Below are 22,369 nucleotides of genomic sequence, written 5' to 3' on the forward strand. Positions count from 1 at the left end.
GGCAGCACCATGGCCTGCCCGGCCCGCACCGCGGTCGCGCTCAGCGGGCCGTTGCCGCCGAGGCCGCGGGTGTCGCCCGGGATCGGCAGCACCAGGCGGCCGTCGCCGGCCTGGGTGCGCCGCAGCGCCGCGAGCAGCATCGCGGGCGCCGCCGGCATCTCGTCGGGGCCGGGGAGGTCGAGCGCGGTGGCGGTGCCGTCGTCGTCGGCCACCACCTCGTGCAGCTCGGCCCAGATCTGGAGGGCGTCGAGGACGTCGTCGGCCGCGGCAACGCCGTGCAGCCAGGCTGACGTCCACACGACCAACGTCGCGCTCGGACAGGACACGCCTCACGACATTACAGAGGCGGATCGGATCAGCCGGTCGGACCCACCCGGCGGATCAGCAATTCGCGGAACATGTGCTCATCCGACGGGAGCGCGAAAGCCCGGTGCGGCACGGCGTACACCGGCCCGTGGGCCCGCGCGCCGATGCGCAGCACGATGCCGTGCTCGGTCTCCTGCCAGCTCTGCATGCAGGACCAGGCCAGCTCGTCGGGCAGGCCCATGCCGTGCATGCGCAGCGCGAACTCGTCGGCGGTGGCCCGCACGCGCTGGTTCGCGGACAGGGTGTCGCGGTAGAGCAGGCTGGCCTGCCACGGCACGCCGATGGCCACCGCGGCGGCCGCCACCAGGCTCAGCACCGCCGCCGAGGTGTTGTCGGCGAGCAACAGGACGGCCGCCACGACCACCAGGCAGACCGCGAAAGCGGGAGCCCATCGGACCGCGGGCGCGACGGCGCGCAGGGCGTCGCGCCGATCGGCCGCTTCCGGCTCCCAGGAGAACTCGACGCGCACTGGCGCCTCCGTAATCTACGTCACACTGCGGAAGCGACAGTCTGCTCCAGAAGAGTGATCGATTGCCACTTCGGCGCGCCGGGCGGTTGTCCAGGTTCGCCGAGCGTCATCAACGCCCACTGTCCGTGAGAGAACTGACAACGGTTCGCATTCTCTTTCGCGCTGTATGCTCCCGGCGCGGCTCTGCTGGGGCAGGTGGTGGAAAGGTGCACGCGGCGAACGGGGTTCCGCTGCGGGTCGAGGTGCTGGGACCGGTGCGGGCGATCCTCGGGGATCGCGAGATCGCACTGGGTCCCCCGATGCAGCGCGCGCTGCTGGCGCTGCTGGCACTGCGCGCGAATCGCGCCGTCGGCCGCACGGAACTGGTCGATGCCCTGTGGGGCGACGATCCGCCGACGACTGCCGGCGGCAGTGTCTCCACCTACCTCTCGGCCCTGCGTCGCGCCCTTGAACCCGATCGGCCCAGTCGCGCGCCCAGCGCCCTTCTGGTCTCGGCCGGCGCGAATTCCGGCTACATGCTCCGGCTCGATCCGGGCGCACTTGACTGCGATCGCGCCGAGCAGCTGCGTGAACGGGCAAGAATCGCGCGAAGTTCAGGCGATCTTCACGGCGCGGTGGTCCAGCTCCAGTCGGCCCTGCGGCTGTGGCGGGGGCTGCCGTTCGACGGCATCTCCTGCCCGTTCGTCGCGGGCGAACGGGCCCGGGTCGACGAGCTGCGGCTGGCCACGGTCGAGTCGCTGGCCGACTCCCTGATCGCGCTGGGCCGCAACGACGACGCCGTGGCCGAGCTGTCGCCGGTCGTGCGCCAGCAGCCGCTGCGTGAACGGCCGCGGGCGCTGCTGATGACCGCCCTCTACGGCGCCGGGCGCAAGGCCGACGCCCTGGAGGTGTTCGAGGACGCTCGACGCGTGTTGGTCGACGAGCTGGGCATCGAACCGGGCCCCGAGCTGCGGGAACTGCACCGCGACCTGATCGCCGACAAGCCGGCCGCGCCGGCCCCGGCCGCCGCGCCGATCAGCACCGGCCTGGCCGCCATCCCCAAGCCGGCCCAACTGCCGCATGACGTGCCCGGCTTCACCGGACGCGTGGGTGAGCTGGCGCAGTTGGAGGACGTGCTGGTCGGCGGCGACCGGACCGTCGCCGTGATCTCGGCGATCGACGGCAGCGGCGGCATCGGCAAGACCGCGCTGGCCGTGCACGTCGCCCACCGCATCGCCGGGCAGTTCCCGGACGGGCAGCTCTACGTCAACCTGCGTGGTTTCGACCCGCAGCAGCCGCCGCTGCAACCCGCCGCCGCGCTGGGGCAGCTGCTGCGTGGCCTCGGTGTCGAGGCGGCGGCGATCCCGGCCGAGACCGACGAGCAGGCCGGGCTGTACCGGAGCCTCATCGCCGGCAAGCGCATGCTCGTGCTGCTGGACAACGCGGCCAGCACCGACCAGGTGCGGCCGCTGCTGCCGGGCAGCCCCAGCTGCTCGGTGATCGTGACCAGCCGCAGCCGGCTCGGCGGGCTGGTGGCCCGCGACGGGGCCCACCGCGTGACATTGGACGTGCTGCACGAGCGCGAGTCCGTGCAGATGTTGGCGGCCGGGGTGGGGAAGGCGCAGATTGAGGCGCAGCCGGAGGCCGCCGCCGAGCTGGCCCGGCTGTGCGGGCACCTGCCGCTGGCCCTGCGGATCGCCGCCGCGCAGCTCAACGACCGTCCGCACCTGGACCTGGACGACCTGTGCCAGGAGCTGGCCGACGAGCGGGCCCGGCTGGACGTGCTCGCTGTCGACGACGAGAGCACGGCCGTGCGGGCCGTGTTCTCGTGGTCGTACCACGCGTTGAAGCCGGAGCCGGCGCGCATGTTCCGCATGCTCGGGTTGCACGCCGGCACCGAGATCAGCGTGGCCGCCGCCGCAGCGCTGGCCAACGTGCCGGTGGTGCGGGCGCGGCGGCTGCTCGACGTGGTGGCCAGCGGGCACCTGCTGGAGGGCGTCGGCCGTGACCGGTATCGATTCCACGACCTGCTGCGGGTCTACTCGGCCGAGTGCGCCGCCGAGCACGACAGTCGGGCCGAGCGGATCGCCGCCGTCAGCCGGCTATTGGACTTCTACCTGCACACTGCCAACACGGTCGACGAGATGCTCGCCCCGTACCGACGGCGCTCCGAGCTGCCGCCGCCAGTGCCCGGTGGGCAGCCGGCGACATTCGTCGACAGCAGCGCCGCCCTGGCCTGGTGCGAGACGGAGTTGGCCAACCTCGTCGCCGCCACGGCCCAGGCGGCCGAGCTCGGCGACACCTACCACGCCACCGGCATTCCCGGTGCCATGTGGGCGTTCTTCGCGCTGCGCACCCCGTGGCCGGAGTGGATCAGCAGCCACCAGACCGGTATCGGCGCCGCCGTCGCGGCCGGGGACCGGTACGGCGAGGTGCGGCTGCTCATCGGGCTCGGCTACTGCTACAACGAACTCCGCCGGCACATGCAGGTGCTGGAGTGCATGGAGCGGGCCCGGGTCGTGTACGAGCCGCTGTCCGGCGGCCCGCTGGACCACGTCGTCGGCGGCGCGTTGGGGTCGGCCTACTTCTGGGCCGGCCGGGTGGATGAAGCCTTCGAGCTGACCAACCGGGCCCTGGCCACCAGCCGCGAGAGCGGGGACCGGTGGAGCGAGGCGTGGTCGCTGAGCCACCTCGGCTCGTACTGCCGGGTTCTGGGGCGGTACCAGGAATCCGTGGCCAACTTCGACCGGGCGCTGCGGCTGTTCGTGGAGATGGACGACCGGGCCGGGGCGATCAAGGTGTACCGGGAGCTGGGGGAGGCGCACCGGCATTTCGGCAAGCTGGACCGGGCCGCCGACTGCTTCCGCGGGGCCGTGCGCCTGTTCCGGGAGTCCGGCGGCCGCCCGGGCGAGGCGTGGTCGCTGCACGAGCTGGCCAGCGTGTTGCACGAGGACGGAAGGCTGGCCGAGGCCAAGGAGTCCTGGGAGCAGTCACTGGCCATTCTGGAGCAGGTCGGCGACCATCGGGTGGAACAGGTGCGCCGCCGTTTGGCCGCCATCGACGCCGCGGCCGGGGTGCGCCGGGCCAAGTAGGTCCCGGTGTGAATACGTCACGCTTGTGGCCGGATTACCGGTTCGCCATGGTTGGCCGATGGTGCTGTTGCGCAGAGTGCTGGTCGGGCTCGCTGTTCTTGCCTTAGGGGTGGTCCCGTCGATCGCCCCCGCTGCGGCCGGCGTGGATTCCGTGCAGTGGCAGGCGTGTGCGGGCCGTCCCGACGCCGACTGCGCGACGGTGTCGATCCCGGTGGACTGGAACCGACCCGGCGGCGCGAGCACCGGCATGGCCATCGCCCGGCACAAGGCGTCGAAGCCTTTGCAGCGCAAGGGAGTGCTGTTCGTCAATCCTGGCGGTCCCAGCGGATCCGGCGTCGACTACGCCCTGTCGATCTCGGCCAATCCCCGCTACCAGGCGCTGATCGACGATTTCGACATCGTCGGCTTCGACCCCCGCGGCACCAACCGCAGCTCCGACATCGCCTGCGATCAGTCCATTCTGGACGAACCGGTGGAGTGGGTGCCGGCCACCCGGACTCAGTACCGCGACCTGCTGGCCCACAACGACCGCGTCGCCGACAACTGCAAAGCCTTGAACGGCAAGCTCTTCGACCACGTGGACACGGTCAGCGTGGTGCGCGACATGGACCTGCTGCGCAGGGACCTGGGCGAGTCGAAGGTCAACTACTTCGGCGTCTCCTACGGCACCCAGATCGGCCAGCAGTACCTGGAGCTGTTCGGCGACCGCCTGCGTGCCATCGCCATCGACTCCAACATGGATCACAGCATCGGCGCCACGCGCTACGAGGCCACCGCCGCGCTGGCCTTCGAGAACTCCTTCAAGGACTTCGCTGCCTGGTGCGCACGGACAGCTTCCTGCTCGCTGCACGGCCAGGACGTGTTGGCTCTCTGGGATTCCTTGTACGCCAAGGCCTCCGCTGGCACGCTGGTCGACTCCACCGGCAAGGCGGTGTCCGCCGACGAACTGCGGGACCTGGCCTTCGAAGCCATGTACCACCCCGCCCGCGCCTGGTTCGGTCTGGCCGACTCCTTGAAGAAGCTGGGAACGCCGGCCTTCGCCCCGGTGACGACGGAGGACAACAGCTACCAGGCCATCTGGTGCTCCGACTGGACCTGGCCGACCGTCAACTCCTACCACGCCCTGGCCGACCTGCGATCCGTGTCCGAGGCCGCCGCGCCGCACACCCACTTCTCCGACTTCTTCTCCGACGTCACCAGTTGCCTCGGCTGGACCGGCCCGCTGAACAACCCCCAGCACGCCCTGCGGATCCGCAACGCCCCGCCGGTGCTGATGACCAACGGCATCCACGACATCGCCACCCCGTACGAGTGGGCCACGAACGTGGCGAAGCAGATCCCCACGGCCACGCTGCTCACCTACGACGGCACCGGCCACGGCGACTACAGCAACAGCCTCTGCGCCCGTGACGCCATCGACGCCTATCTGGTCGACCTCAAGCTGCCGGCCCGTGGCACGCACTGCCCGGCGGAGTGGCCCACCGCGCCGACTGCCGGCTCCGTCGCCCCTTCGGCCGTCCCTGAGCTGCGGCACTGACCTCAGAGGCGGCACTCGGTCAGCAGGTCCCGCGCGGCCTCGGTGTCCATTGTGGACAGGATGTGCTCCACCCGTTTCGCGAGATCTTCCGGCGCGCCGGTCAGTTTGGCGGCCGAGGAGACGGCGTTCTTCTCCGTCGCCAGCCACGCCCCGGCCCGGGCGTGCAGCACGTGCACCAGGCAGCCGATGCCCCGGAACAGGAAACCGGTGGCGGAGAAGCGATCGCCCCGAGCGGCGGGGACAACGGCGTTCTCGATGCTGAACCCGGGCCTCGAAACCGTACGAGCCCTCGATCGCGGCGGCCAGCGACGGGGGATAGGGATCGAGGGCGGCCAGCACCTCGGCCAACGCCCCGAACCGGTCGTCCAGGACCTTGCAGGTGGCCAACTCGGCCAGGTACGCGTACGAGAAGAAACCCAGGGGATGCCCGACCTGTTGCTCGCAGCGGACCACGCCCCGCTGGGCCTCGGCCAGGACGACGTGGACCCGGTCGAGGTCCCGCCACAACAGGTCGGTCTTGGAACCGGGCGTCCTCAGCCACGCGCCGCCGTCGACCCAGGGACCCCACTCGCCGGGCTCGGTCACGCTGGATCCGGGGTACTCGGCGGCGATTTCGCGGAGAGCGGACAAATCCATTTCGCCTCGGCGGTAGACGCCGATGTCGGTGTCGGAATGGGCGTCGGCGGTGCCACGGGCACGCGAGCCGCCGAGCACGACGCCGACCACACCGGACACATCGGACACATCGGCTATCCGAGCAGCGAAAGACGGCAGGTCGACCATGGTCACGGAGTCTGCCCGAGCCGGGGGCCCGCACGTCTTCCGAATTATACGCCACCGCGGCGGGAAACGGCAGGTCGCGCGAGGTCACGAAGTCGGGCGGTGGAGTTGCTCCACGTCGACCTATTTGCCCACGGCTATTACTTTCATCAGGGTGACAGTTGTTCCGACCCCATCCCACTCGCTCCCGACGACCGTGGGCCAGTTGCGCGCCGCCGGGCACGAGCCCCGCTCCGTGAAGGCCGAGCTGCGGGACAACCTGCTCGACGCGTTGCGCGCCGGGCGTGACCCGTGGCCGGGCATCCTCGGCTTCGACCGCACGGTCCTGCCGAAGCTGGAGCGCGCGATCATCGCGGGCCACGACGTGGTGCTGCTCGGCGAGCGCGGCCAGGGCAAGACCCGCCTGCTGCGCACCCTCGCCGGACTACTCGACGAGTGGACGCCCGTGATCGACGGCGCCGAGCTGGCCGAGCACCCGCTCGACCCGATCAGCCCCGCCTCCCGCCGCCGCGCCGCCGAGCTCGGCGACGAGCTGCCGGTGGCCTGGCTGCACCGTTCCCAGCGCTACACCGAGAAGCTGGCCACCCCCGACACCTCCGTCGGCGACCTCATCGGCGACGTGGACCCGGTGAAGGTGGCCGAGGGCCGCAGCCTGGGCGACCCCGAGACCATCCACTTCGGACTGGTGCCGCGCGCCCACCGCGGCATCGTGGCCATCAACGAGCTGCCCGACCTGGCCGAGCGCATCCAGGTCGCGCTGCTCAACGTCATGGAGGAGCGCGACATCCAGATCCGCGGCTACACGCTGCGGCTGCCGCTGGACGTGCTGCTCGTGGCCACGGCCAACCCCGAGGACTACACCAACCGCGGCCGCATCATCACGCCGCTCAAGGACCGCTTCGGCGCGGAGGTGCGCACGCACTACCCGCTGGAGGTGGCCGGCGAGATCGACCTGATCCACCAGGAGGCCCAGCTCGTTGCCGAGGTAGGCGACCACCTGATCGAGGTGATCGCGCGCTTCGTGCGGCACCTGCGCGAGTCGCCGTCCATCGACCAGCGCTCCGGCGTGTCCGCCCGGTTCGCCATCGCGGCGGCCGAGACGGTGGCGGCGGCGGCGATGCGTCGGGCCGCGCTGACCGGCGAGTCGCCGGCCGTCGCGCGTCCGGTCGACCTGGAGGCGGTGCCGTCGGTGCTGCGCGGCAAACTGGAGTTCGAGTCCGGCGAGGAAGGCCGCGAGCACGAGATCCTCGACCACCTGCTGCGCCGCTCGGTCGCCGACACGGCCCGCGGCAAGCTGGCCGGGCTCAACCTGAAGTCGCTGGCCGAGGCCGTGACCGACGGCCACCCGGTGGCCACGGGCGAGCGTGTGCCGGCCGACGAGGTGCTGGCCGCGCTGCCGGAACTGCCGGTGCTGCACGAGGTCGCGGCGCGTCTGGACGTGAAGGCCGACCAGCCGGCCGGCTGGATCGCGTCGGCCGTCGAGTTCGCGCTGGAGTACCTCTACCTGAGCCGTCAGCTGGGCAAGGACGCCGACGACGAGACCACGGTCTACGGCTGATGGCGACCCCGGCACGGCGTTACCGCTACCACGAGTGGCTCGGTGGTGCGGATCCACTCGCCCCGCCGCCGGATCTGCGGGCGGCGCTGGACGAGCTGGGGCGAGAGGTGATGGAGGGCTCGTCGCCGCAGGCCGCGCTGCGTGAGCTGATGCGCAGGGGCGTGCAGGGCACGCAGGGCCTCGACGACCTGACCCGCCGGGTGTGGGAGCGGCGCGCGCAGATCCAGCGCCGCAACAACCTCGACGGCACCATGCGTGAGGTGCAGCAGCTGCTGAACGAGGCCCTCACGGCCGAGCGGCGGGAGCTGTTCCCGAACCCGTCCGACGACGCGCGGTTCCGGGAGGCGCAGCTCGACGCGCTGCCGCCCGGCACCGCCGCGCAGGTCACGGAGCTGTCCAACTACGACTGGCAGTCCTCCGAGGCCCGCGAGTCGTTCCAGAAGATCCAGGACCTGCTCGGCCGGGAGATGCTGGAACAGCGCTTCCAGGGCATGAAGCAGGCCATGGAAAATGCCACGCCGCAGGACGTGGCGCGGATCAGGGACATGCTGGCCGATCTGAACTCGTTGCTGTCGGCGCACTCGGCGGGCCACGACACCACCGAGCAGTTCCAGGAGTTCATGCGCAAGCACGGCGAGTTCTTCCCGGAGAACCCGCAGAACACCGACGAACTGGCCGACCTGCTGGCGCAGCGGTCGGCGGCGGCGCAGCGGATGCTGAACTCGATGACCGACGAGCAGCGGGCGGAGTTGGCTCAACTGGGCCAACAGGCGTTCGGCGACCCGAGCCTCGGGGCGCAGCTCGACCTGCTCGACGCCCACCTCCAGCAGCTGCGGCCGGGGGAGGACTGGACCGGCTCGGCCCGCTTCCGCGGCAAGAACCCGATGGGGCTGGGCGAGGGCGCCCAGGCCATGCAGGACCTGGCCGAGCTGGACGCGTTGGCCGAACAGCTGGCGCAGTCCTACCCGGGCGCCTCGCTGGAGGACATCGACGCCGAGGCGCTGGTGCGTCAGCTCGGGCAGGAGGCGGGCGTCGACGCCCGGCGACTGTCCCAACTGGAGCGTGAGCTGAAGCAGCAGGGCCTGCTGGAGCGGGCCGCCGACGGCAGCCTTCGCTTGACGCCCAAGGCATTGCGGCGGCTCGGGGAGACGGCGCTGCGTCAGGTCGTCGACCAGATGAGGGGCCGTGGCGAGCGGGACAGCGACAAGGCGGGCGCGGCCGGCGAGCCGACGGGGTCCACGCGGGCCTGGGAGTTCGGCGACACCGAGCCGTGGGACGTGTCCCGAACCGTGCGGAATGCGGTGCTGCGCACGGCTTCCTCGGGCGGCGGCCGGGTCCGGCTGGCCGTCGAGGACGTCGAGATCGGGGAGACCGAGCAGCGGGCCCGGGCCGCGGTCGCGCTGTGCGTGGACACGTCGTGGTCGATGGTGCAGGACGGCCGGTGGCTGCCGATGAAGCGCACCGCGCTGGCCCTGCACCAGCTGATCACCACCCGGTTCCGCACGGATGCGTTGCAGCTCATCACCTTCGGGCGGCACGCGTCCACTGTGGACATCGGCGAGCTGACCGCGCTGGAGGGCGCCTGGGAGCAGGGCACCAACCTGCACCACGCGCTGCTGCTGGCCGGCCGGCACGTGCGGCGGCACCCCGACGCGCAGCCGGTGGTGCTCGTCGTCACCGACGGCGAGCCGACCGCGCACCTGGAGTCCGACGGCGAGGCGGTGTTCAACTATCCGCCCATGCAGCGGACCCTGGGCAAGACCCTGGTCGAAGTCGACGCACTGGCCAAGCTGGGCGCGTCCGTCAGCGTGTTCCGGCTCGGCGACGACCCTCGGCTGGAGCACTTCGTCGACGTGATCGCCCGCCGCAGCGGCGGCCGGGTGATCGCGCCCGACCTCGACGGCCTCGGCGCCGCCGTGGTCAGCGACTACCTCCGCAACCGCCGCCAGCGGTGAGGTTGTGACCGCCTGATGCCCGTCGTCGGGTGTCAGGCGGTCCGGCGTCAACGTCGGGACGCGGAGTAGAGGACGAGGCTGGTGATCAGGCCGGCCAGGCACACCACCAGGCCCACCGCGAGCCACGCGTAGCCGGCGTCGCTGACCGTCGAGATCTCGATCGCCGTGCTGCCGCTGCCGTTGTCCACGATCTGCTCGGACTTCGAGCCGGCGATCGTGACGACCATCCAGATGCCGGCCGCGAGGAACACCGCCGCGAACGCCAGCCACCACGCGCCGAGCCTGCGCAGGACGTCCAGGCGGTCGCTGCGGACCACACCGGGGAAGCGCGCCCGGATCGCCGCCTCCAGCGCCTCCCGGTCGGCCGCCGTGCCGTCGAACCGGGCCTTGTTGCCGTCATCGAAGGACACCAGGCTCCGCCCGTTGCCCAGTCCCCGGGACAGCCGCGTCTCCCGCACCGGGCGACTGATCACCACGTCGCTGATGCTGTCCCACGTCCAGCCTCGGACCTGCCGGGCCGTGGCGTGCACGATGCCGTGCTCGCGCACCTCGAAGTACTCGTCCGCGCCGCCCCGGATCGCCCGGCTCAGCGACATCGCCGCGATCACCAGCCCGACCAGGCCGATGCCGACCGCGACGCCGATCGTGCGGTTGGCCGCGTAGCTGACCGTGTCGTCCACGGTGATCAGCAGGAGCACACCCGGCACGCCGAAGAGGGCCCCGACGGCCAGTGCCGCGAAGCCCGTCACCAGGCGTCGCTTGTTGTTCACGCGGTGGGTGCTCAGCACCGTGCCGAAGTCGTCGATCGTCTCCACGCGCGGGACCTTAACCGCGGGGGCTGACCGTGCGCTGAAGCCCTTGATCCACTTGTCGCAAGGGGACTCAGGCGTTGTCCGTCAGCACCTCGTCCACGAACTTGTTCAGGCTGGCCATGGTCCTGGCCACCTCGTCGTCCACAGTGGACGAGACCCGGGGGGTCGGCGTCGACGGCTTGCGCTTGCCCCTGATGTACAGGCTGCAGGCCAGATCCGCGCAGATGTACGTGCCCACCGTGTTGCCCAGCTTGCCCGCCTGGCCGATCCTCCTGGCCGCGAACAGCGACACGTCCGCCGCGGCATGCGTCGTCTGGCACAGCGCGCACAGCGACCGCTTCAGCTGGCTCTTGTGCGGCGCCGCCGCCCTCATCGCCAGGCCCACCACCTCGCCGTACCGGGGCAGCACCAGATACGCGTTCGCCGGCGCCTTCGGATCCCGCCACCCCAGGAAGTCCAGATCCGCCCACCCCACCTCGCCCAGCCGCCCCGGCATGCTCAGCCGCCGCGCCTCCCCCTTCGAACAGTTCACAAAGGACGCGCGGATCGTTGCTTCGTCGAGAGGTTCCACAGAGGCATCATCGCCCACCCAGGCAACCGGGTTTCCGTCAACCCGCGAGTCCCGCTCTCGGGCAAGCATGATGCTTTGTTTTTCCGCGCCCGCGCTACTGCTCGGCGGCCGCCAGCCGACCGACGTCGGCCGGGCACTTGTGTGTTTGTGACGAACTCTTTCTACCGCCCGCCGGAGATCGGCCAGAGGTATCTCGGCGCTGCCGTGTTAGGTGGGGGGACGTTCCCCATTTTTTTCTTTCTTTCACCGCTCCTGCGGCGTCGCCCCCGATGGTCATCGCCGAACCGGTGGCGGCCCGCCGGAGATCGGCCAGAGGTATCTCGGCGCTGCCGGGCAGCTCGCGGACGTTCCCCATGTAGTCGTACGCCACCGCTCCTGCGGCGTCGCCCCCGATGGTCATCGCCGAACCGGTGGCGTCGGAGTGAGTCATGATCCCGCGCCCGGTCGCGACGTTGACGCCCACGTAGGCCACCGCCCACTCGTCGTCGTGGCGGGACAGCTCCGCGAGGGGCGGAACCGCGAACCCCGCGCCGTCGGCGGCCATGCGGTCCAACAGAGCGTCTGCGTCGGCGGCGCTGGTGATGCGGATCGGGTCGTCGTCATCCGGGTCGTACCACGCTTCTAGCGCCACCACGGCTTCGCACCTCCGGTGAACCGTTTCTGATAGTTCGGAGCATGGACGGTCAACGTGTAGCCCTCGGGCAACACGGCCGGCAGCAGCCCCTCGCAGCCCAGACGACCTCTGCATGGTCGATGATTTATCACGACGGTGAGATGGCGCATGTCGGGGTTGGTCCTGCCCTGCTCACGCATGAGCGTGGCCAACTTCAGTTCCACGTCCGCCGACGCCACTACCGGCAGGGTCGGGCATCCCATCCGCCGTAGAACGTCGTTGACCTGCTCGGTCAACTCGTCGCGGCCGCTGATCAGTGGTTGTGCGGTGCCGTCCGGCGTGACCCACCGGCCGTGTGTCTTCTGCCCGGAACCTCTGACGACAGGCGGCGGCAGCTCATCGCGAAGCTGTTGGATCAGTTCGGTCGATGGGCGGCTGTGGTGGCTTGCCGGGGGTACTGGTGTCTGCGCCCAGCCGGCCGGGGCCGTGTCTGCGCCGCTCGTGGTCGCGTTGCTGGTGGATGCGTGCGGATCGAGCCGGCTCACCTCACGTTGGACGCCGTCCGCGGCGGCCAGGACGGCATCGCGGGCGGCGTCGACGGCAGCAAGGGCGTGTACGAGAAGCCTGATCGATTCGTCGTCGCCTGCCCCGGCCATGACCTGCGTGAGGGTGTCCAGCGAGCTTCTGAGTTCTTGACGGGCATCACGGAGCCTCGCCGTACCCCTGCCACATGAGGTGAGGACCGCGCGGAATCGGGCGACTACGTCACCGATGCTGGCCACAGTCGGTCCCTCCCTCCCGGACAAGCATGGCGCGGGTTAGGGAGTGGCGCGAGTCCCGCTGCCGGGCAGGCATGGTGCAGGTTCCGTTGTTGCGCGAGTCCCGCTCTCGGGTACCGCGCCGAGTCCCGCCCTCAGGCCTGTGGCGGCGGTCGGTTGTGCGGCCTGGTGGCCTGAGGACGGGCCTCGCCAACCCGAGAACGGGACTCGCGTTCTCGCCGGGCTTAGAGACTCCGCTCACCGGGCCCGGCGGGCCATGTCGTTCTCGCCGGGCCTGGCGGCTCCACTCACCTGAGCTGGCGGGCCCTCTCCGTCCCGCCGGGCTTGACGGGCCCGTTCCTTGGTGGGCCCCACGCGCTGGTTTGCGGCGCTTTTCGCCTGGCTTGGCGGGCCAGCACGGCGGAGGTGCTGGTCCGGCCCGCGCTTGTCCTTCCTTCCTGCTGTGCCTAGTGGAGGTGGGTGGCGAGGAAGGCGGTGGCCAGCTGCCAGGCCGCGGCGGCGGCGGTGGGGTTGTGGAACAGGGGGGCGGCGTGGTTGTGGAAGGCGTGGCCGGCCTGTTCCTGGATGTGGATCTCTACGTTGGGGCGGGCGGCGACGGCGGCCTCGACGGTGGCGATGTCGGAGCGGGGGATGTAGGGGTCCTGGCCGCCGAAGTGGAACTGGAGGGGGCAGGTGATGCGGTCCAGGAGGTCGAGCTGGGCGGGGACGGTGGAGCCGTAGAAGGAGACGACGGCGTCGGGGGAGGGGGAGGCGGTGGCGGCGAGGGAGTAGGCGAGGGAGCCGCCGAGGCAGAAGCCGAGGGCGCCGGCCTTGCCGGTGACCTCGGGGAGGGAGCGCAGGTGGGCAAGGCTGGCGGCGACGTCGGAGACGCCGAGGGCGGGGTCGAACTCGGCGGCGACGGCCATGGAGGCGGTGAGGCCGGCCTCGTCGTGGCCGGAGGACCAGCCGGGGTCGGTGCGCCAGAACAGGTCGGGCACGCCGACCACGAAGCCGGCGGCGGCCAGGTCGGCGGCCACGGAGCGCAGGTAGTCGTCCAGGCCGAAGATCTCCTGGACCAGCACGATTGCGGGGCCCTGCCCGCCGGCCGGTAACCACACCGGCAGATCGAAGTCGCCGACGGCGTCCACTCGAGTCGTCACGGTGTGCGGTTCTACCAGCTGGATGGTCTCGGGTCGATAACGACCCGGGTCGCAGGACAACGAACAATTCGCCGGGGCCGTCCTGTGGACGTACATCGCGTAAGAGGCGTGCGTCGGCCGGGGGAATGCCGGCGTGGGCCCTGGATGCTGGGGGAAATACATGATCGGGGCGGCGTTCGCCGTCGCGATGACGGCCGCGGTCTATCTGCTGGTCGTCATCGTGCCGGGTTTCATCATCGGATTCGCGACGGGAATTCGCGGCTGGCTGCTGGCCGGGGCGTCGCCGGTGCTGACCTATGGCGTGATCGGAATTGTCGGACCGCTGGCACCGATTATGGGCATTCGCTGGAATGCTCTCACGTTGTTCGCGGCGAGTGCGCTGTGCGCGGCCGTGGTCTACGGCGTCCGCCGGCTGATCAACCGGCCGGAGGAGCGGGTAGCGCTATATTGGCCCAGGTCACGGCACTGGATGGTGGCCGGGGCGGTGGTCGCGGCGACGGGAGTCGGCCTGCTGGCGATGCTGCGGGCGAGCGGCTTCACGGCCATTCCGCAGTGGTGGGACGCCGAGTTCCACGCCAACGCCGTGCGGTTCATCGCCGACACCGGAAACTCGTCGCCGGCGGCGCTCGCGGCGATCAATTCGACCGGAAGTGCCAGCTTCTTCTATCCGAACGCCTATCACGTGCTGGACGCGACGGTGGCGCAGATCGGCGGCTGGTCGATACCGCAGGTGCTCGACGTGAGCAACGGATTTCAGATCGGACTGTTCAGTCTGTCGATTTCCGTGATGGTGGTCGAGGTCACCAAAAGGCCCGGCCTCGCGGCCGCCGCGGGCCTTTTGGCCTGCGCGTTCACGCAATTCCCGTATGACACGCTCACCTGGGGCCCGCTGTTCCCGTTCACCGCGGGCGTGGCACTCAGCCCGGCCTTCCTGGCGCTGCTGTCGAGGGTCCTGACCACGCCCACCACCGGCTCGGTCATCGCCACCGCCCTGGCCGGCGTGGGCCTGACCGCCGTGCACCCCAGCATCACCATCGCCGCGGCCATCCCGGCCGCGCTCTTCCTGGCCCAGCGCTGGATCTCGGCCCGCAAGGTGCCCATGACCGACCTGCGCACGCTGCTGTTGGTGGCGGTGGTCGGTGGCGTCACGGGGATCTTCCAGGTCCTCGGCGTGCTCACCGCGACGGGCGGCGCGGCCGTCACGTGGACGCCAGGGCTCAACGCCGCCGCAGCGGCCACGCAGTTCGCCACCGGCAGCCGGTCGACGGGCCTGCCGGCGGTGTGGCTGACAGTGCTGTGCGCCGCCGGGCTCGTCGGCCTGTTCCTGGTGCGCGGCATGGCAAAGCTCACGTGGTGGCTGGTCGCCGGAGCGGTGTTCGGCCTGCTGTTCGTGCTCGACGCGACCTCCGGCGCGGCCTGGGTGCAGGCGATCACGCGGCCGTGGTGGAACGACTCCTGGCGCCTGTACGCGATCGGCGCCATGGGCCTGGTCGTGCTGGCCGCGGTAGGCCTGGTCACGGTGGCCAACCTGCTGTCACGGCTGGTGCCGAGGCTGCCGTCGGTCGTGGTGGTGTCGCTGGTGGCGCTGCTGGTGATCATCGCCACCAAGGGCCTCTACCTCAACCGCAACACCGAACGGCTCGCCGTGGCGTTCCCGGACGGCCCGGTGGTCACGCACACCGAGCGGAACGCGATGCTGGAGCTGGCGAAGCTGGCCCCGGCCGGGTCGATGGTGATGAACGACCCGTACGACGGTTCCCCCTGGATGTGGGCCCTGGCCGACGTGCACCCGGTGTTCGGGCACGCCCCGATCTTCCCCAACGACGCCGAGGCCGTCGGCCCGCAGCGGCTGCACCTGTTCCAGAGCTTCAACCGCCTCGACACCGACCCCGCCGTGCGGGCCGCGGTGCGGGACCTGCACATCGAGTACGTCTTCCTGTCCGACGGCTCGATCACCGGCTCGACCGCTGGCCACTCGCCCGGCCTGACCGGCCTCGACCAGGTCAAGGGCCTCAAGTTGGTGTACCGGAATTCCCAGGCCCAGGTCTACCGGGTCGCGTCCCAGATCGTGGACGGGTGAATCGGCCGGTCGGACGGGGAGTGCTGTCCCACACCGGCGCCCAAGTTAGTGTCGGTGTCATGCAGACCTGGTCCTCAGTCCCGGTACCCCGGGTCCCCGGCACGCCCCGGCCCCTGCGGCTGTTCGACACCTCGACCGCGCAGGTCCGGCCGACCGCCCCCGGCGAGACGGCGACCATCTACGTCTGCGGGATCACCCCGTACGACGCGACACACCTCGGCCACGCCGCCACGTACCTGGCCTTCGACCTGGTGCAGCGGCAGTGGTTGGACAACGGGCACCAGGTGCACTACGTGCAGAACGTGACCGACATCGACGACCCGCTGCTGGAGCGGGCGCAGCGCGACCAGGACGACTGGGTCGTGCTGGGCATGCGGGAGACGGCCCTGTTCCGCGAGGACATGGTGGCGCTGCGGGTGCTGCCGCCGCGGGAGTTCGTCGGCGCGGTGGAGGCCATCCCGGAGATCGTCGAGGTCATCGGCAAGCTGCTGGCCAGCGGCGCGGCCTACCGGGCCGACGACGCCGAGTACCCGGACGTCTACTTCGACCGCAACGCCTCCGGGCACTTCGGGTACGAGTCGAACTACGACGTCCCGACCATGCTGGGTTTCTTCGCCGAGCGCGGCGGCGACCCGGACCGGGTCGGCAAGCGGGATCCGCTCGACGCGCTGTTGTGGCGCATGGCCCGCCCCGGCGAGCCGTCGTGGGAGTCGGAGCTGGGCGCGGGCCGTCCGGGCTGGCACATCGAGTGCAGCGCCATCGCGCTGAACCGGCTGGGCGACGGCTTCGACGTCCAGGGCGGCGGTTCGGACCTGGTGTTCCCGCACCACGAGTTCAGCGCGGCGCACGCGGAGGCCCTCACCGGCAAGCACCCGTTCGCCCGGCACTACGCGCACGCCGGCATGATCGGGCTGGACGGCGAGAAGATGTCCAAGTCCCGTGGCAACCTCGTGTTCGTGTCCCGGCTGCGGGCCGACAACGTGGATCCGGGTGCGGTCCGGCTGGCCCTGTTCGCCGGGCACTACCGCCAGGACCGGGCCTGGACGTCCGACCTGCTGTCCGACGCCGAGGCACGCCTGGCCCGCTGGCGGGAGGCGGTGGCGCTGACGTCGGCGCAGGACGCCACCGACACCGTGGCCCGGCTGCGGGATCACCTGTCCGACGACCTGGACACGCCGAAGGCCATTGCCGCCGTTGACGCCTGGGTCGCGCAGGCGCTGACCCACGGCGGCAGCGACACCGAGGCCCCGGGTCTGATCCGCACGGCCGTGGACGCGCTGCTCGGCATTCAGCTCTGACCGCTCTGACGGGGGTGGCCGCACCGGCTGCCCCCGCCAGGCGTGCGGCGGCGTGCCGCAGGCGGGCGGCGACCAGTGCGCGGTAGTAGCCCTTGAACGCCATCTCCGCCGCGAAAGCGTCCACTTCGGACCGGTCCGCGCCGTCGGCGGCAGGTCATCCGGCACGGTCACGCTACCCGGGGTGTCATTGCGCATTCTTTCTCACATTTAGCTAAGGCTCGCCTAATTGTTTTCGGGTTGCGATCACGGGTATTCGCTGGCACGGTCGGATTCGCCGAACCAACTCCATGAGGAGTGCTCATGACCGCCACCGCGATGCCCGCCGTCAGCGAATGCACCGTCACAGGGTGCTCGTACAACCACGACGGCTGCCACGCCTTCGCGATCACCGTCAGCGGCGAGAACGGCCACGCCGACTGCGCGACGTTCATTCCGCTGGCCCGCAAGGGCGGCCTGCCGATGGCGGTTGCCCAGGTCGGGGCCTGTTCACGCGGAGACTGCACGCACAACCGCGACCTGGAATGCACCGCGCCGGGCGGCGTGCGGGTGGCGCCGGGCGAGGGCGGCAACGCGACGAACTGCATGACCTACGCCCGGGCGTAGCCGAGAGCAGCCCCGCCCGGAAACCGCATCAGCGGTTTCCGGCCGGTGGCGTGTCGGCTATTCGGACTTCGCGGTGAATACGGCGAAGCTGGGGCTGCGCAGCAGATCCGCCCAGAACTCCGCGCCGCGGTCGTCGGCCGGCGGGACCGTCGGCGCGCGGGTGATCTCGACGAGCCCGGCCCGGCGCAGCGCGCCGTCGAAGGCGCCGACGGGCCAGTAGAAGGAGTCGAAGGCGAACGCCGGCTCGTCCAGCACCCGCACGGACACCGGAGTCCGAATCGTCTCCGAGCCGGTGCGGATGACCTGGTAGCCGTAGCGGCCGTACGGTCCGGCCAGCACGGCGAAGTCGGCGTCCGGATTGGGCACGACCACCACCAGATCGCCGCCGGGCGCGAGGTTCGCCGCGAGGTTGGCGGCCATGCGGTCCAGCGCGGCGGGATCGTCGGCGTAGCCGAGCAGCCACACCGCCGTCACGACGTCGAAGCGGCCCAGCACCGGCAGTGTGGCGGCGTCCTCCTTGCGGTACGAGATGCCGCGGGGTTCCCTGCGCTCCACGTAGTTCGCGTACGCCACCATCTCCTCCGACGAGTCGACGCCGATCACCCGCGACGCCCCGAGGTCGACGAACCGGCGTGGGTAGAAGCCGGTGCCGCAGGCGACGTCCAGCACCGACTTGCCGGCGAGGTCCGGCAGCGCGGCCATGAACGTCGCCTGCTCGGCCAGGCCGGTCGGGATGTGCTTGGCCCGCTCGTAGGTTTGGCCGAGCGCGTCGTACTGCTCATCGGATTCCGCCATGAGCAGCAACGTATCGCCCAACGCGCCACCCTTGTAGCCGATGTGTGGTCACGGCGTGGCGGGCACGCTTGGCCACCATGACGGACAGGCGGCAGCGGCACGTCAACCAGGCCCTGATGCGCATCCCGCGCCGCGCCGAGAGCACCGACCGCTACACGCTGGCCACGACATACGTGGCGGCCGGGTCGTTCTCGGCGATGCTGAACTCCGAGGACCACCAGATCCTGTACGGGCGCCGGGGAACGGGCAAGACGCACGCGTTGCTGTACCTGAGCGACCTGGTGGAGCGGACCGGCGACGTGCCGGTGTACGTGGACCTGCGCACGATCGGCTCCGCCGGCGGCCTGTACGCCGACAGCACGCTGACGCCGTCGACGCGCGGCACGCACCTGCTCGTCGACACCATGGAGGCGATCCACGAGGAGCTGCTTTCCGTTGCCATGGAACGGGATATCGCCGATCCGGACGCCCTGCTGGCGGCGATGGACGCGCTCGTCGACGCCTCCACGGCGGTGGAGGTCGTCGGCGAGGTGGAGGCGGAAACCCGGTCGGGGGAGAAGGAAAGCGCCGGCGCGGCGGTCGAGCTGTTCGCCTCCATGAAGCCGGGCCTGCGGTTCTCCGCCGGGCAACGCCGGACCGCGCGGGCCGAGAGCCGGCTGCTGCGGACCGGCGTGGAGCGGCACCACGTGCTGTTCGGGCCGCTCGGCCGGGCGCTCCGGGCGGTGACAAAAGCCTTGCGCCCCAGTCGGTTGTGGCTGCTGCTGGACGAGTGGAGCAGCCTGCCGTTGGAGCTCCAGCCGCTGCTGGCCGACCTGCTGCGGCGCAGCGTGCTGCCGGTGCCGGGGGTCAGCGTCAAGATCGCGGCGATCGAGCGCCGGTCCCGGTTCTTCCTGCCCAGCGGCGGCGACTACCTGGGTATCGAGGTCGGCTCGGACGCCGCCTCGGCGGTCAGCCTGGACGACTTCATGATCTTCGACCACACCCAGAACCGGGCCCAGGAGTTCTTCGGCCAGCTGTTCTACAACCACGCCGGGCCGAAGCTGGCCACCATGGTCCGGGAGCCGCCGGTCGACGCCACCGCCTTCGTCGACGAGGCGTTCCGACGCGGGGCCTTCGGCGAGCTGGTCCGGGCGGCCGAGGGCGTGCCCCGCGACGCCATCAACATCGCCGCGCTGGCCGCCCAGCACGCCAACGCCGAGCCGATCGGCATCGCCGAGGTCCGCAACGCCGCCAAGGACTGGTTCCTGCGGGACAAGCAGAACGCCCTCACCGTCAACGAGCCGGCCCGGCGGACGCTGCAACTGCTGGTCGACGAGATCGTCGGCGTCCGGCGGTCCCGGACGTTCGTGCTGGACCAGCTCGGCTACGCCGCGTACGAGACCATCGACGAGCTCTACGACGCCCGCCTGCTGCACCTGCTCCGGCGCGGCATCGTCGACCCGCACCAGCCCGGCCGGCTCTACGACGGCTTCGCCATCGACTACGGCTGCTACGTCTCGCTGTTGCTGGTGGGGGACCAGACCTTCCGGGTGCGCGACCGCGGCAACTGGATCAGCTCCCCAAAGGGCGTGCCGCCGGACGGCTTCAGCCTGACCCGGGTCGTCGTCGACCTGCCGGGGCTGCTGGGCGAGCCTGGCCGGGGCCCAGGGCCGGGGTGAGGCCGGCCGGGGTGAGGCGGTAGCAGCGGTGGCGGCGCAGTCCCCGAACCCCGGCGGGTCAGGCTGAGCGGAGGCGCCTCGTTTCGCAGACGTAGTACTGGAAGACGTGGTCGTCCTGGCGGGCCACGGTCTGCGTCACGGTCATGCCAGCTCCGACGAGGTCGATGGCGTCCACCAGGAGTGGGCTGTGGCCGAGCAGGACCATGGTGCCGCCGGGCTTCAGGCAGAAGGCCAGCCGCGGCAGGATCTGGCGGGCCTGGGCGGTGGAGACGACCTCGTTGTTGAGGAACCGCACGAACACGATGTCCACGCTCAGCGGCGGGACCGCCGGTTCCAGGGCGTCCCCGACGTGGACCCGCTCCAGGTGGGCGGCGGCGTAGTCCACCATCTCCTGGCTGAGGTCCTGGCCGACCGTGCGGATCCGCGCCGGGTTCAGGCTCGCGAAGTCGGCCAGGAAGCGGCCGGTGGAGCAGGCCGGATCGTAGGCGACGACATCCGTGTCCAGGTCGGCGAAGCGCGGGCCGAACCGCTCCAGCGTGTACCGGCGGATGTGTTCCTCGCCGAGGTTGAGCAGGGCGGCCTCGTGGTCGTTGACCTCCCAGGCCTCGGCGACGACTTCCTGACCCGGCTCGCGGTGCCGGGCGAAGGGGTGGGTCAGCTCGGTTTCCGGCGTGATGGCGTCGAAGGCGGCCCGGCGGCCGGCCTCGTCCAGCGGCCGGAAGCTGACCCGGACGTCGGCGTCGGAGGTGCGCACCGAGGTCAGCGGGCCGAGCACGTTGTGCCAGTGGACGCGGCTGCAGAACAGGCCGGGCAGGCCGTGCTCGACGACGAGGTCGGAGATCGTCTTGGAGCCGACGTGCCAGACGTCGCCGAGGCGGAACAGGAACAGCCGCTCGGGGAAGTTGTGGTGCTCCTCGCGGATGACGTGCTCGCCGGCCCGCGCCCAGTGCGAGAAGTCGCCGGCCCGCATCGCCGCCCGGGCGTCGATCTCGTCCCGGACGAGCGTCGGGTCGAGAGGCCGTCGCTGGATCTGGTCGCTGTCCACGCGGCCACGATACGGCCGGCCGCGGTCAGGCTCTGCCGTAGGCCCTGACCAGGGTGGCGACGAAGGCGGCGTACTTGTCGGCGATCGCGGGGGCGGTGATGCGCAACTGGTTCTCGGCGTTGGCCTCGGCGTTGGCGCTGAAGTTGTACGAGCCGGTGGCCACGGTGTCGTCGCAGACCAACACCTTGAGGTGCATGAAGTCGTGCACGCCGGTCGGCGTGTAGGGCGTGGACTTCTTGCCCACGAGACGAGCCGACACCGTGGTCCAGTCGGCCAGCGCCTGCGCCGATGCCGCCGACCTGCTCCTGGCCCACGCGCGGGCGATGGGCCCCATCTGCCCGGCGTCGAACATGCCGCTCAGGCCCACGCCGGCGTCGACCGCCCTGGCCAGGGCGGACAACAGGGCGTGCGAGGTGACCACCATCGAGGCGATCACGAGTCGGTTGCGAACGCCGCTCACCATCGCCACCAGGTCGGAGTCCATCGCCGGGCCCTCGCCGGGCGCGAACGACCAGGAGACGGCCGCCGAGCCGACGGTGATCGTGCCGCGGTCGCCGAGGCCGGTGCGCCGGATGTCGCCGGACTCCCACAACTGCTCGAAATCCCGCTCGAAGGCGGCGCCCAGCGCGGTGGAGTTGATCCGCACGACATTGTTCTCCTGACGGGTCCAGGCGTCGTCGGTGAAGTTCGTCGAACCGGTCCACACCCGCCGGCCGTCCACGACGACGTACTTGTCGTGCATCAGCTGTCCGGACGGAGTGGTGACGGGTCTCAGCCCGACCTTGCTCTCGCCGAGCCTGGAATGAAGCCATTGGGCCGTGCCGGGCGGTGCCGGGTCGGCGCCGAGCTTCGCGAAACCGGTAGCGGGTTTGCTTGCGTCATAGGCGATTCGCACGTCGACGCCGTTGGCGGCGGCCTCGGTCAGCGCCGCCACGACCGGCTCGGCCAGTTCGTCGCCGAGGCGGAAGTCGTAGACGGCCAGGTGCGCGCTGGTGCGGGCGGTCCCGACGAAGGCGGCCAGCCGGGCGGCGATCCGGGCCGGCTGGGCGATCCGGCCGCCATGGGCGATGTCACGCAAAAGGGTGATCTCGGTCATGAGGTCCATGACAGGCCGCGCGTGGTTCGGTCCGGGACCGCCGGACGGGTGCCACCCTTCACTCGGCCGCCGTGAGGGGGTCTCCCGCGGGTGTCACCGGCGCCACGCTCGTGGCGATTCTGCTCGCCACGCAGCCGCCCGCAG

Annotated in this window: 18 protein-coding genes and 2 pseudogenes; 8 read left to right on the forward strand and 12 right to left on the reverse strand. The window is 71.0% G+C overall.

The window, feature by feature from the left end:
* Both KUTG_RS64545 and KUTG_RS41610 read right to left on the reverse strand, forming a co-directional pair.
* A pseudogene (locus tag KUTG_RS64545) lies at nucleotides 1–326 on the reverse strand (hypothetical protein); the annotation flags it as partial.
* A gap of 29 nt (nucleotides 327–355) precedes the next feature.
* A complete protein-coding gene (locus tag KUTG_RS41610; RefSeq protein ID WP_043724933.1) occupies nucleotides 356–835 on the reverse strand; it encodes a YcxB family protein in 480 nt (159 codons plus the stop codon).
* A gap of 206 nt (nucleotides 836–1,041) precedes the next feature.
* Between KUTG_RS41610 and KUTG_RS41615 the strand changes: the two genes are divergently transcribed.
* Nucleotides 1,042–3,906 carry an AfsR/SARP family transcriptional regulator gene (locus KUTG_RS41615; RefSeq protein ID WP_052396025.1) on the forward strand — a complete coding sequence of 955 codons (2,865 nt, stop codon included), beginning with the start codon at nucleotides 1,042–1,044 and terminating at the stop codon, nucleotides 3,904–3,906.
* A 58-nt stretch (nucleotides 3,907–3,964) separates the two neighbouring features.
* Nucleotides 3,965–5,443 (forward strand): alpha/beta hydrolase, encoded by a 1,479-nt coding sequence (locus KUTG_RS41620; RefSeq protein WP_063753633.1) that lies wholly within the window; start codon nucleotides 3,965–3,967, stop codon nucleotides 5,441–5,443.
* A 2-nt stretch (nucleotides 5,444–5,445) separates the two neighbouring features.
* On the opposite strand, the gene KUTG_RS59625 is transcribed toward KUTG_RS41620, so the two are convergent.
* A complete protein-coding gene (locus tag KUTG_RS59625; protein ID WP_157495159.1) occupies nucleotides 5,446–5,619 on the reverse strand; it encodes a hypothetical protein in 174 nt (57 codons plus the stop codon).
* A gap of 472 nt (nucleotides 5,620–6,091) precedes the next feature.
* A pseudogene (locus KUTG_RS66680) lies at nucleotides 6,092–6,226 on the reverse strand (nucleotidyltransferase domain-containing protein); the annotation flags it as partial.
* A gap of 151 nt (nucleotides 6,227–6,377) precedes the next feature.
* Between KUTG_RS66680 and KUTG_RS41630 the strand changes: the two are divergent.
* Together KUTG_RS41630 and KUTG_RS41635 are read left to right on the forward strand one after the other, a co-directional pair.
* On the forward strand, nucleotides 6,378–7,781 hold the full coding sequence (locus tag KUTG_RS41630) for an ATP-binding protein (RefSeq protein WP_043724935.1): 1,404 nt from the start codon (nucleotides 6,378–6,380) through the stop codon (nucleotides 7,779–7,781).
* Nucleotides 7,781–9,736 carry a vWA domain-containing protein gene (locus KUTG_RS41635; RefSeq protein ID WP_043724938.1) on the forward strand — a complete coding sequence of 652 codons (1,956 nt, stop codon included), beginning with the start codon at nucleotides 7,781–7,783 and terminating at the stop codon, nucleotides 9,734–9,736. The genes KUTG_RS41630 and KUTG_RS41635 overlap by 1 nt, the downstream gene beginning before the upstream one ends.
* Nucleotides 9,737–9,783: 47 nt before the next feature.
* Here the strand turns inward: KUTG_RS41635 and KUTG_RS41640 are convergent, their stop codons facing one another.
* The 5 genes from KUTG_RS41640 to KUTG_RS41660 form a co-directional block, all read right to left on the reverse strand.
* Nucleotides 9,784–10,551: a hypothetical protein gene (locus tag KUTG_RS41640; protein ID WP_043724941.1), complete on the reverse strand. Its 768-nt coding sequence runs from the start codon at nucleotides 10,549–10,551 to the stop codon at nucleotides 9,784–9,786.
* A gap of 67 nt (nucleotides 10,552–10,618) precedes the next feature.
* Complete coding sequence (locus tag KUTG_RS41645) at nucleotides 10,619–11,119, reverse strand: FBP domain-containing protein (RefSeq protein WP_043724943.1); 501 nt, start codon at nucleotides 11,117–11,119, stop codon at nucleotides 10,619–10,621.
* Between the two features lie 94 nt (nucleotides 11,120–11,213).
* Nucleotides 11,214–11,753, reverse strand: coding sequence for an Imm1 family immunity protein (locus tag KUTG_RS41650; RefSeq protein WP_043724945.1), 540 nt, complete (start codon nucleotides 11,751–11,753; stop codon nucleotides 11,214–11,216).
* Entirely contained in the window at nucleotides 11,741–12,388 is a 648-nt protein-coding gene (locus KUTG_RS54610; protein WP_052396027.1) for a DddA-like double-stranded DNA deaminase toxin, read from the reverse strand. Before KUTG_RS54610 ends, KUTG_RS41650 begins: the two co-directional genes overlap by 13 nt.
* 569 nt (nucleotides 12,389–12,957) lie before the next feature.
* The gene (locus tag KUTG_RS41660; RefSeq protein ID WP_043724947.1) at nucleotides 12,958–13,650 is read right to left on the reverse strand and encodes a dienelactone hydrolase family protein; all 693 of its coding nucleotides are present in this window, start codon (nucleotides 13,648–13,650) and stop codon (nucleotides 12,958–12,960) included.
* 160 nt (nucleotides 13,651–13,810) lie between these two features.
* Between KUTG_RS41660 and KUTG_RS41665 the strand changes: the two genes are divergently transcribed.
* From KUTG_RS41665 to KUTG_RS41675, 3 genes are all read left to right on the forward strand, one after another.
* Entirely contained in the window at nucleotides 13,811–15,730 is a 1,920-nt protein-coding gene (locus KUTG_RS41665; protein ID WP_043724951.1) for a DUF6541 family protein, read from the forward strand.
* A gap of 59 nt (nucleotides 15,731–15,789) precedes the next feature.
* Nucleotides 15,790–17,028: a cysteine--1-D-myo-inosityl 2-amino-2-deoxy-alpha-D-glucopyranoside ligase gene (mshC, locus tag KUTG_RS41670; RefSeq protein WP_043732464.1), complete on the forward strand. Its 1,239-nt coding sequence runs from the start codon at nucleotides 15,790–15,792 to the stop codon at nucleotides 17,026–17,028.
* A gap of 300 nt (nucleotides 17,029–17,328) precedes the next feature.
* The gene (locus tag KUTG_RS41675) at nucleotides 17,329–17,631 is read left to right on the forward strand and encodes a DUF1540 domain-containing protein (RefSeq protein ID WP_043724954.1); all 303 of its coding nucleotides are present in this window, start codon (nucleotides 17,329–17,331) and stop codon (nucleotides 17,629–17,631) included.
* A gap of 57 nt (nucleotides 17,632–17,688) precedes the next feature.
* Here the strand turns inward: KUTG_RS41675 and KUTG_RS41680 are convergent, their stop codons facing one another.
* Entirely contained in the window at nucleotides 17,689–18,426 is a 738-nt protein-coding gene (locus tag KUTG_RS41680) for a class I SAM-dependent methyltransferase (protein ID WP_043732467.1), read from the reverse strand.
* Between the two features lie 77 nt (nucleotides 18,427–18,503).
* On the opposite strand from KUTG_RS41680, the gene KUTG_RS41685 reads away from it, so the two are divergent.
* Nucleotides 18,504–20,084: a hypothetical protein gene (locus tag KUTG_RS41685; RefSeq protein ID WP_052396807.1), complete on the forward strand. Its 1,581-nt coding sequence runs from the start codon at nucleotides 18,504–18,506 to the stop codon at nucleotides 20,082–20,084.
* 58 nt (nucleotides 20,085–20,142) lie between these two features.
* Here the strand turns inward: KUTG_RS41685 and KUTG_RS41690 are convergent, their stop codons facing one another.
* Both KUTG_RS41690 and KUTG_RS41695 read right to left on the reverse strand, forming a co-directional pair.
* Nucleotides 20,143–21,129, reverse strand: a complete 987-nt coding sequence (locus tag KUTG_RS41690; RefSeq protein WP_043724955.1) for a class I SAM-dependent methyltransferase — start codon at nucleotides 21,127–21,129, stop codon at nucleotides 20,143–20,145.
* A gap of 25 nt (nucleotides 21,130–21,154) precedes the next feature.
* The gene (locus KUTG_RS41695; protein WP_198047490.1) at nucleotides 21,155–22,225 is read right to left on the reverse strand and encodes a phospholipase D-like domain-containing protein; all 1,071 of its coding nucleotides are present in this window, start codon (nucleotides 22,223–22,225) and stop codon (nucleotides 21,155–21,157) included.
* Nucleotides 22,226–22,369: the final 144 nt, after the last annotated feature.

The organism is Kutzneria sp. 744, assembly GCF_000568255.1.
Taxonomy (GTDB): Bacteria; Actinomycetota; Actinomycetes; order Mycobacteriales; family Pseudonocardiaceae; genus Kutzneria.

Coding starts and splice junctions, on each gene's coding strand:
- KUTG_RS41685 (WP_052396807.1), top strand. CDS start 18,504: ATGACGGACAGGCGGCAGCGGCACGTCAACCAGGCCCTGATGCGCATC.
- KUTG_RS41665 (WP_043724951.1), top strand. CDS start 13,811: ATGATCGGGGCGGCGTTCGCCGTCGCGATGACGGCCGCGGTCTATCTG.
- KUTG_RS41680 (WP_043732467.1), bottom strand. CDS start 18,426: ATGGCGGAATCCGATGAGCAGTACGACGCGCTCGGCCAAACCTACGAG.
- KUTG_RS54610 (WP_052396027.1), bottom strand. CDS start 12,388: ATGGCCGGGGCAGGCGACGACGAATCGATCAGGCTTCTCGTACACGCC.
- KUTG_RS41635 (WP_043724938.1), top strand. CDS start 7,781: ATGGCGACCCCGGCACGGCGTTACCGCTACCACGAGTGGCTCGGTGGT.
- mshC (WP_043732464.1), top strand. CDS start 15,790: ATGCAGACCTGGTCCTCAGTCCCGGTACCCCGGGTCCCCGGCACGCCC.
- KUTG_RS41620 (WP_063753633.1), top strand. CDS start 3,965: ATGGTGCTGTTGCGCAGAGTGCTGGTCGGGCTCGCTGTTCTTGCCTTA.
- KUTG_RS41675 (WP_043724954.1), top strand. CDS start 17,329: ATGACCGCCACCGCGATGCCCGCCGTCAGCGAATGCACCGTCACAGGG.
- KUTG_RS41695 (WP_198047490.1), bottom strand. CDS start 22,225: ATGACCGAGATCACCCTTTTGCGTGACATCGCCCATGGCGGCCGGATC.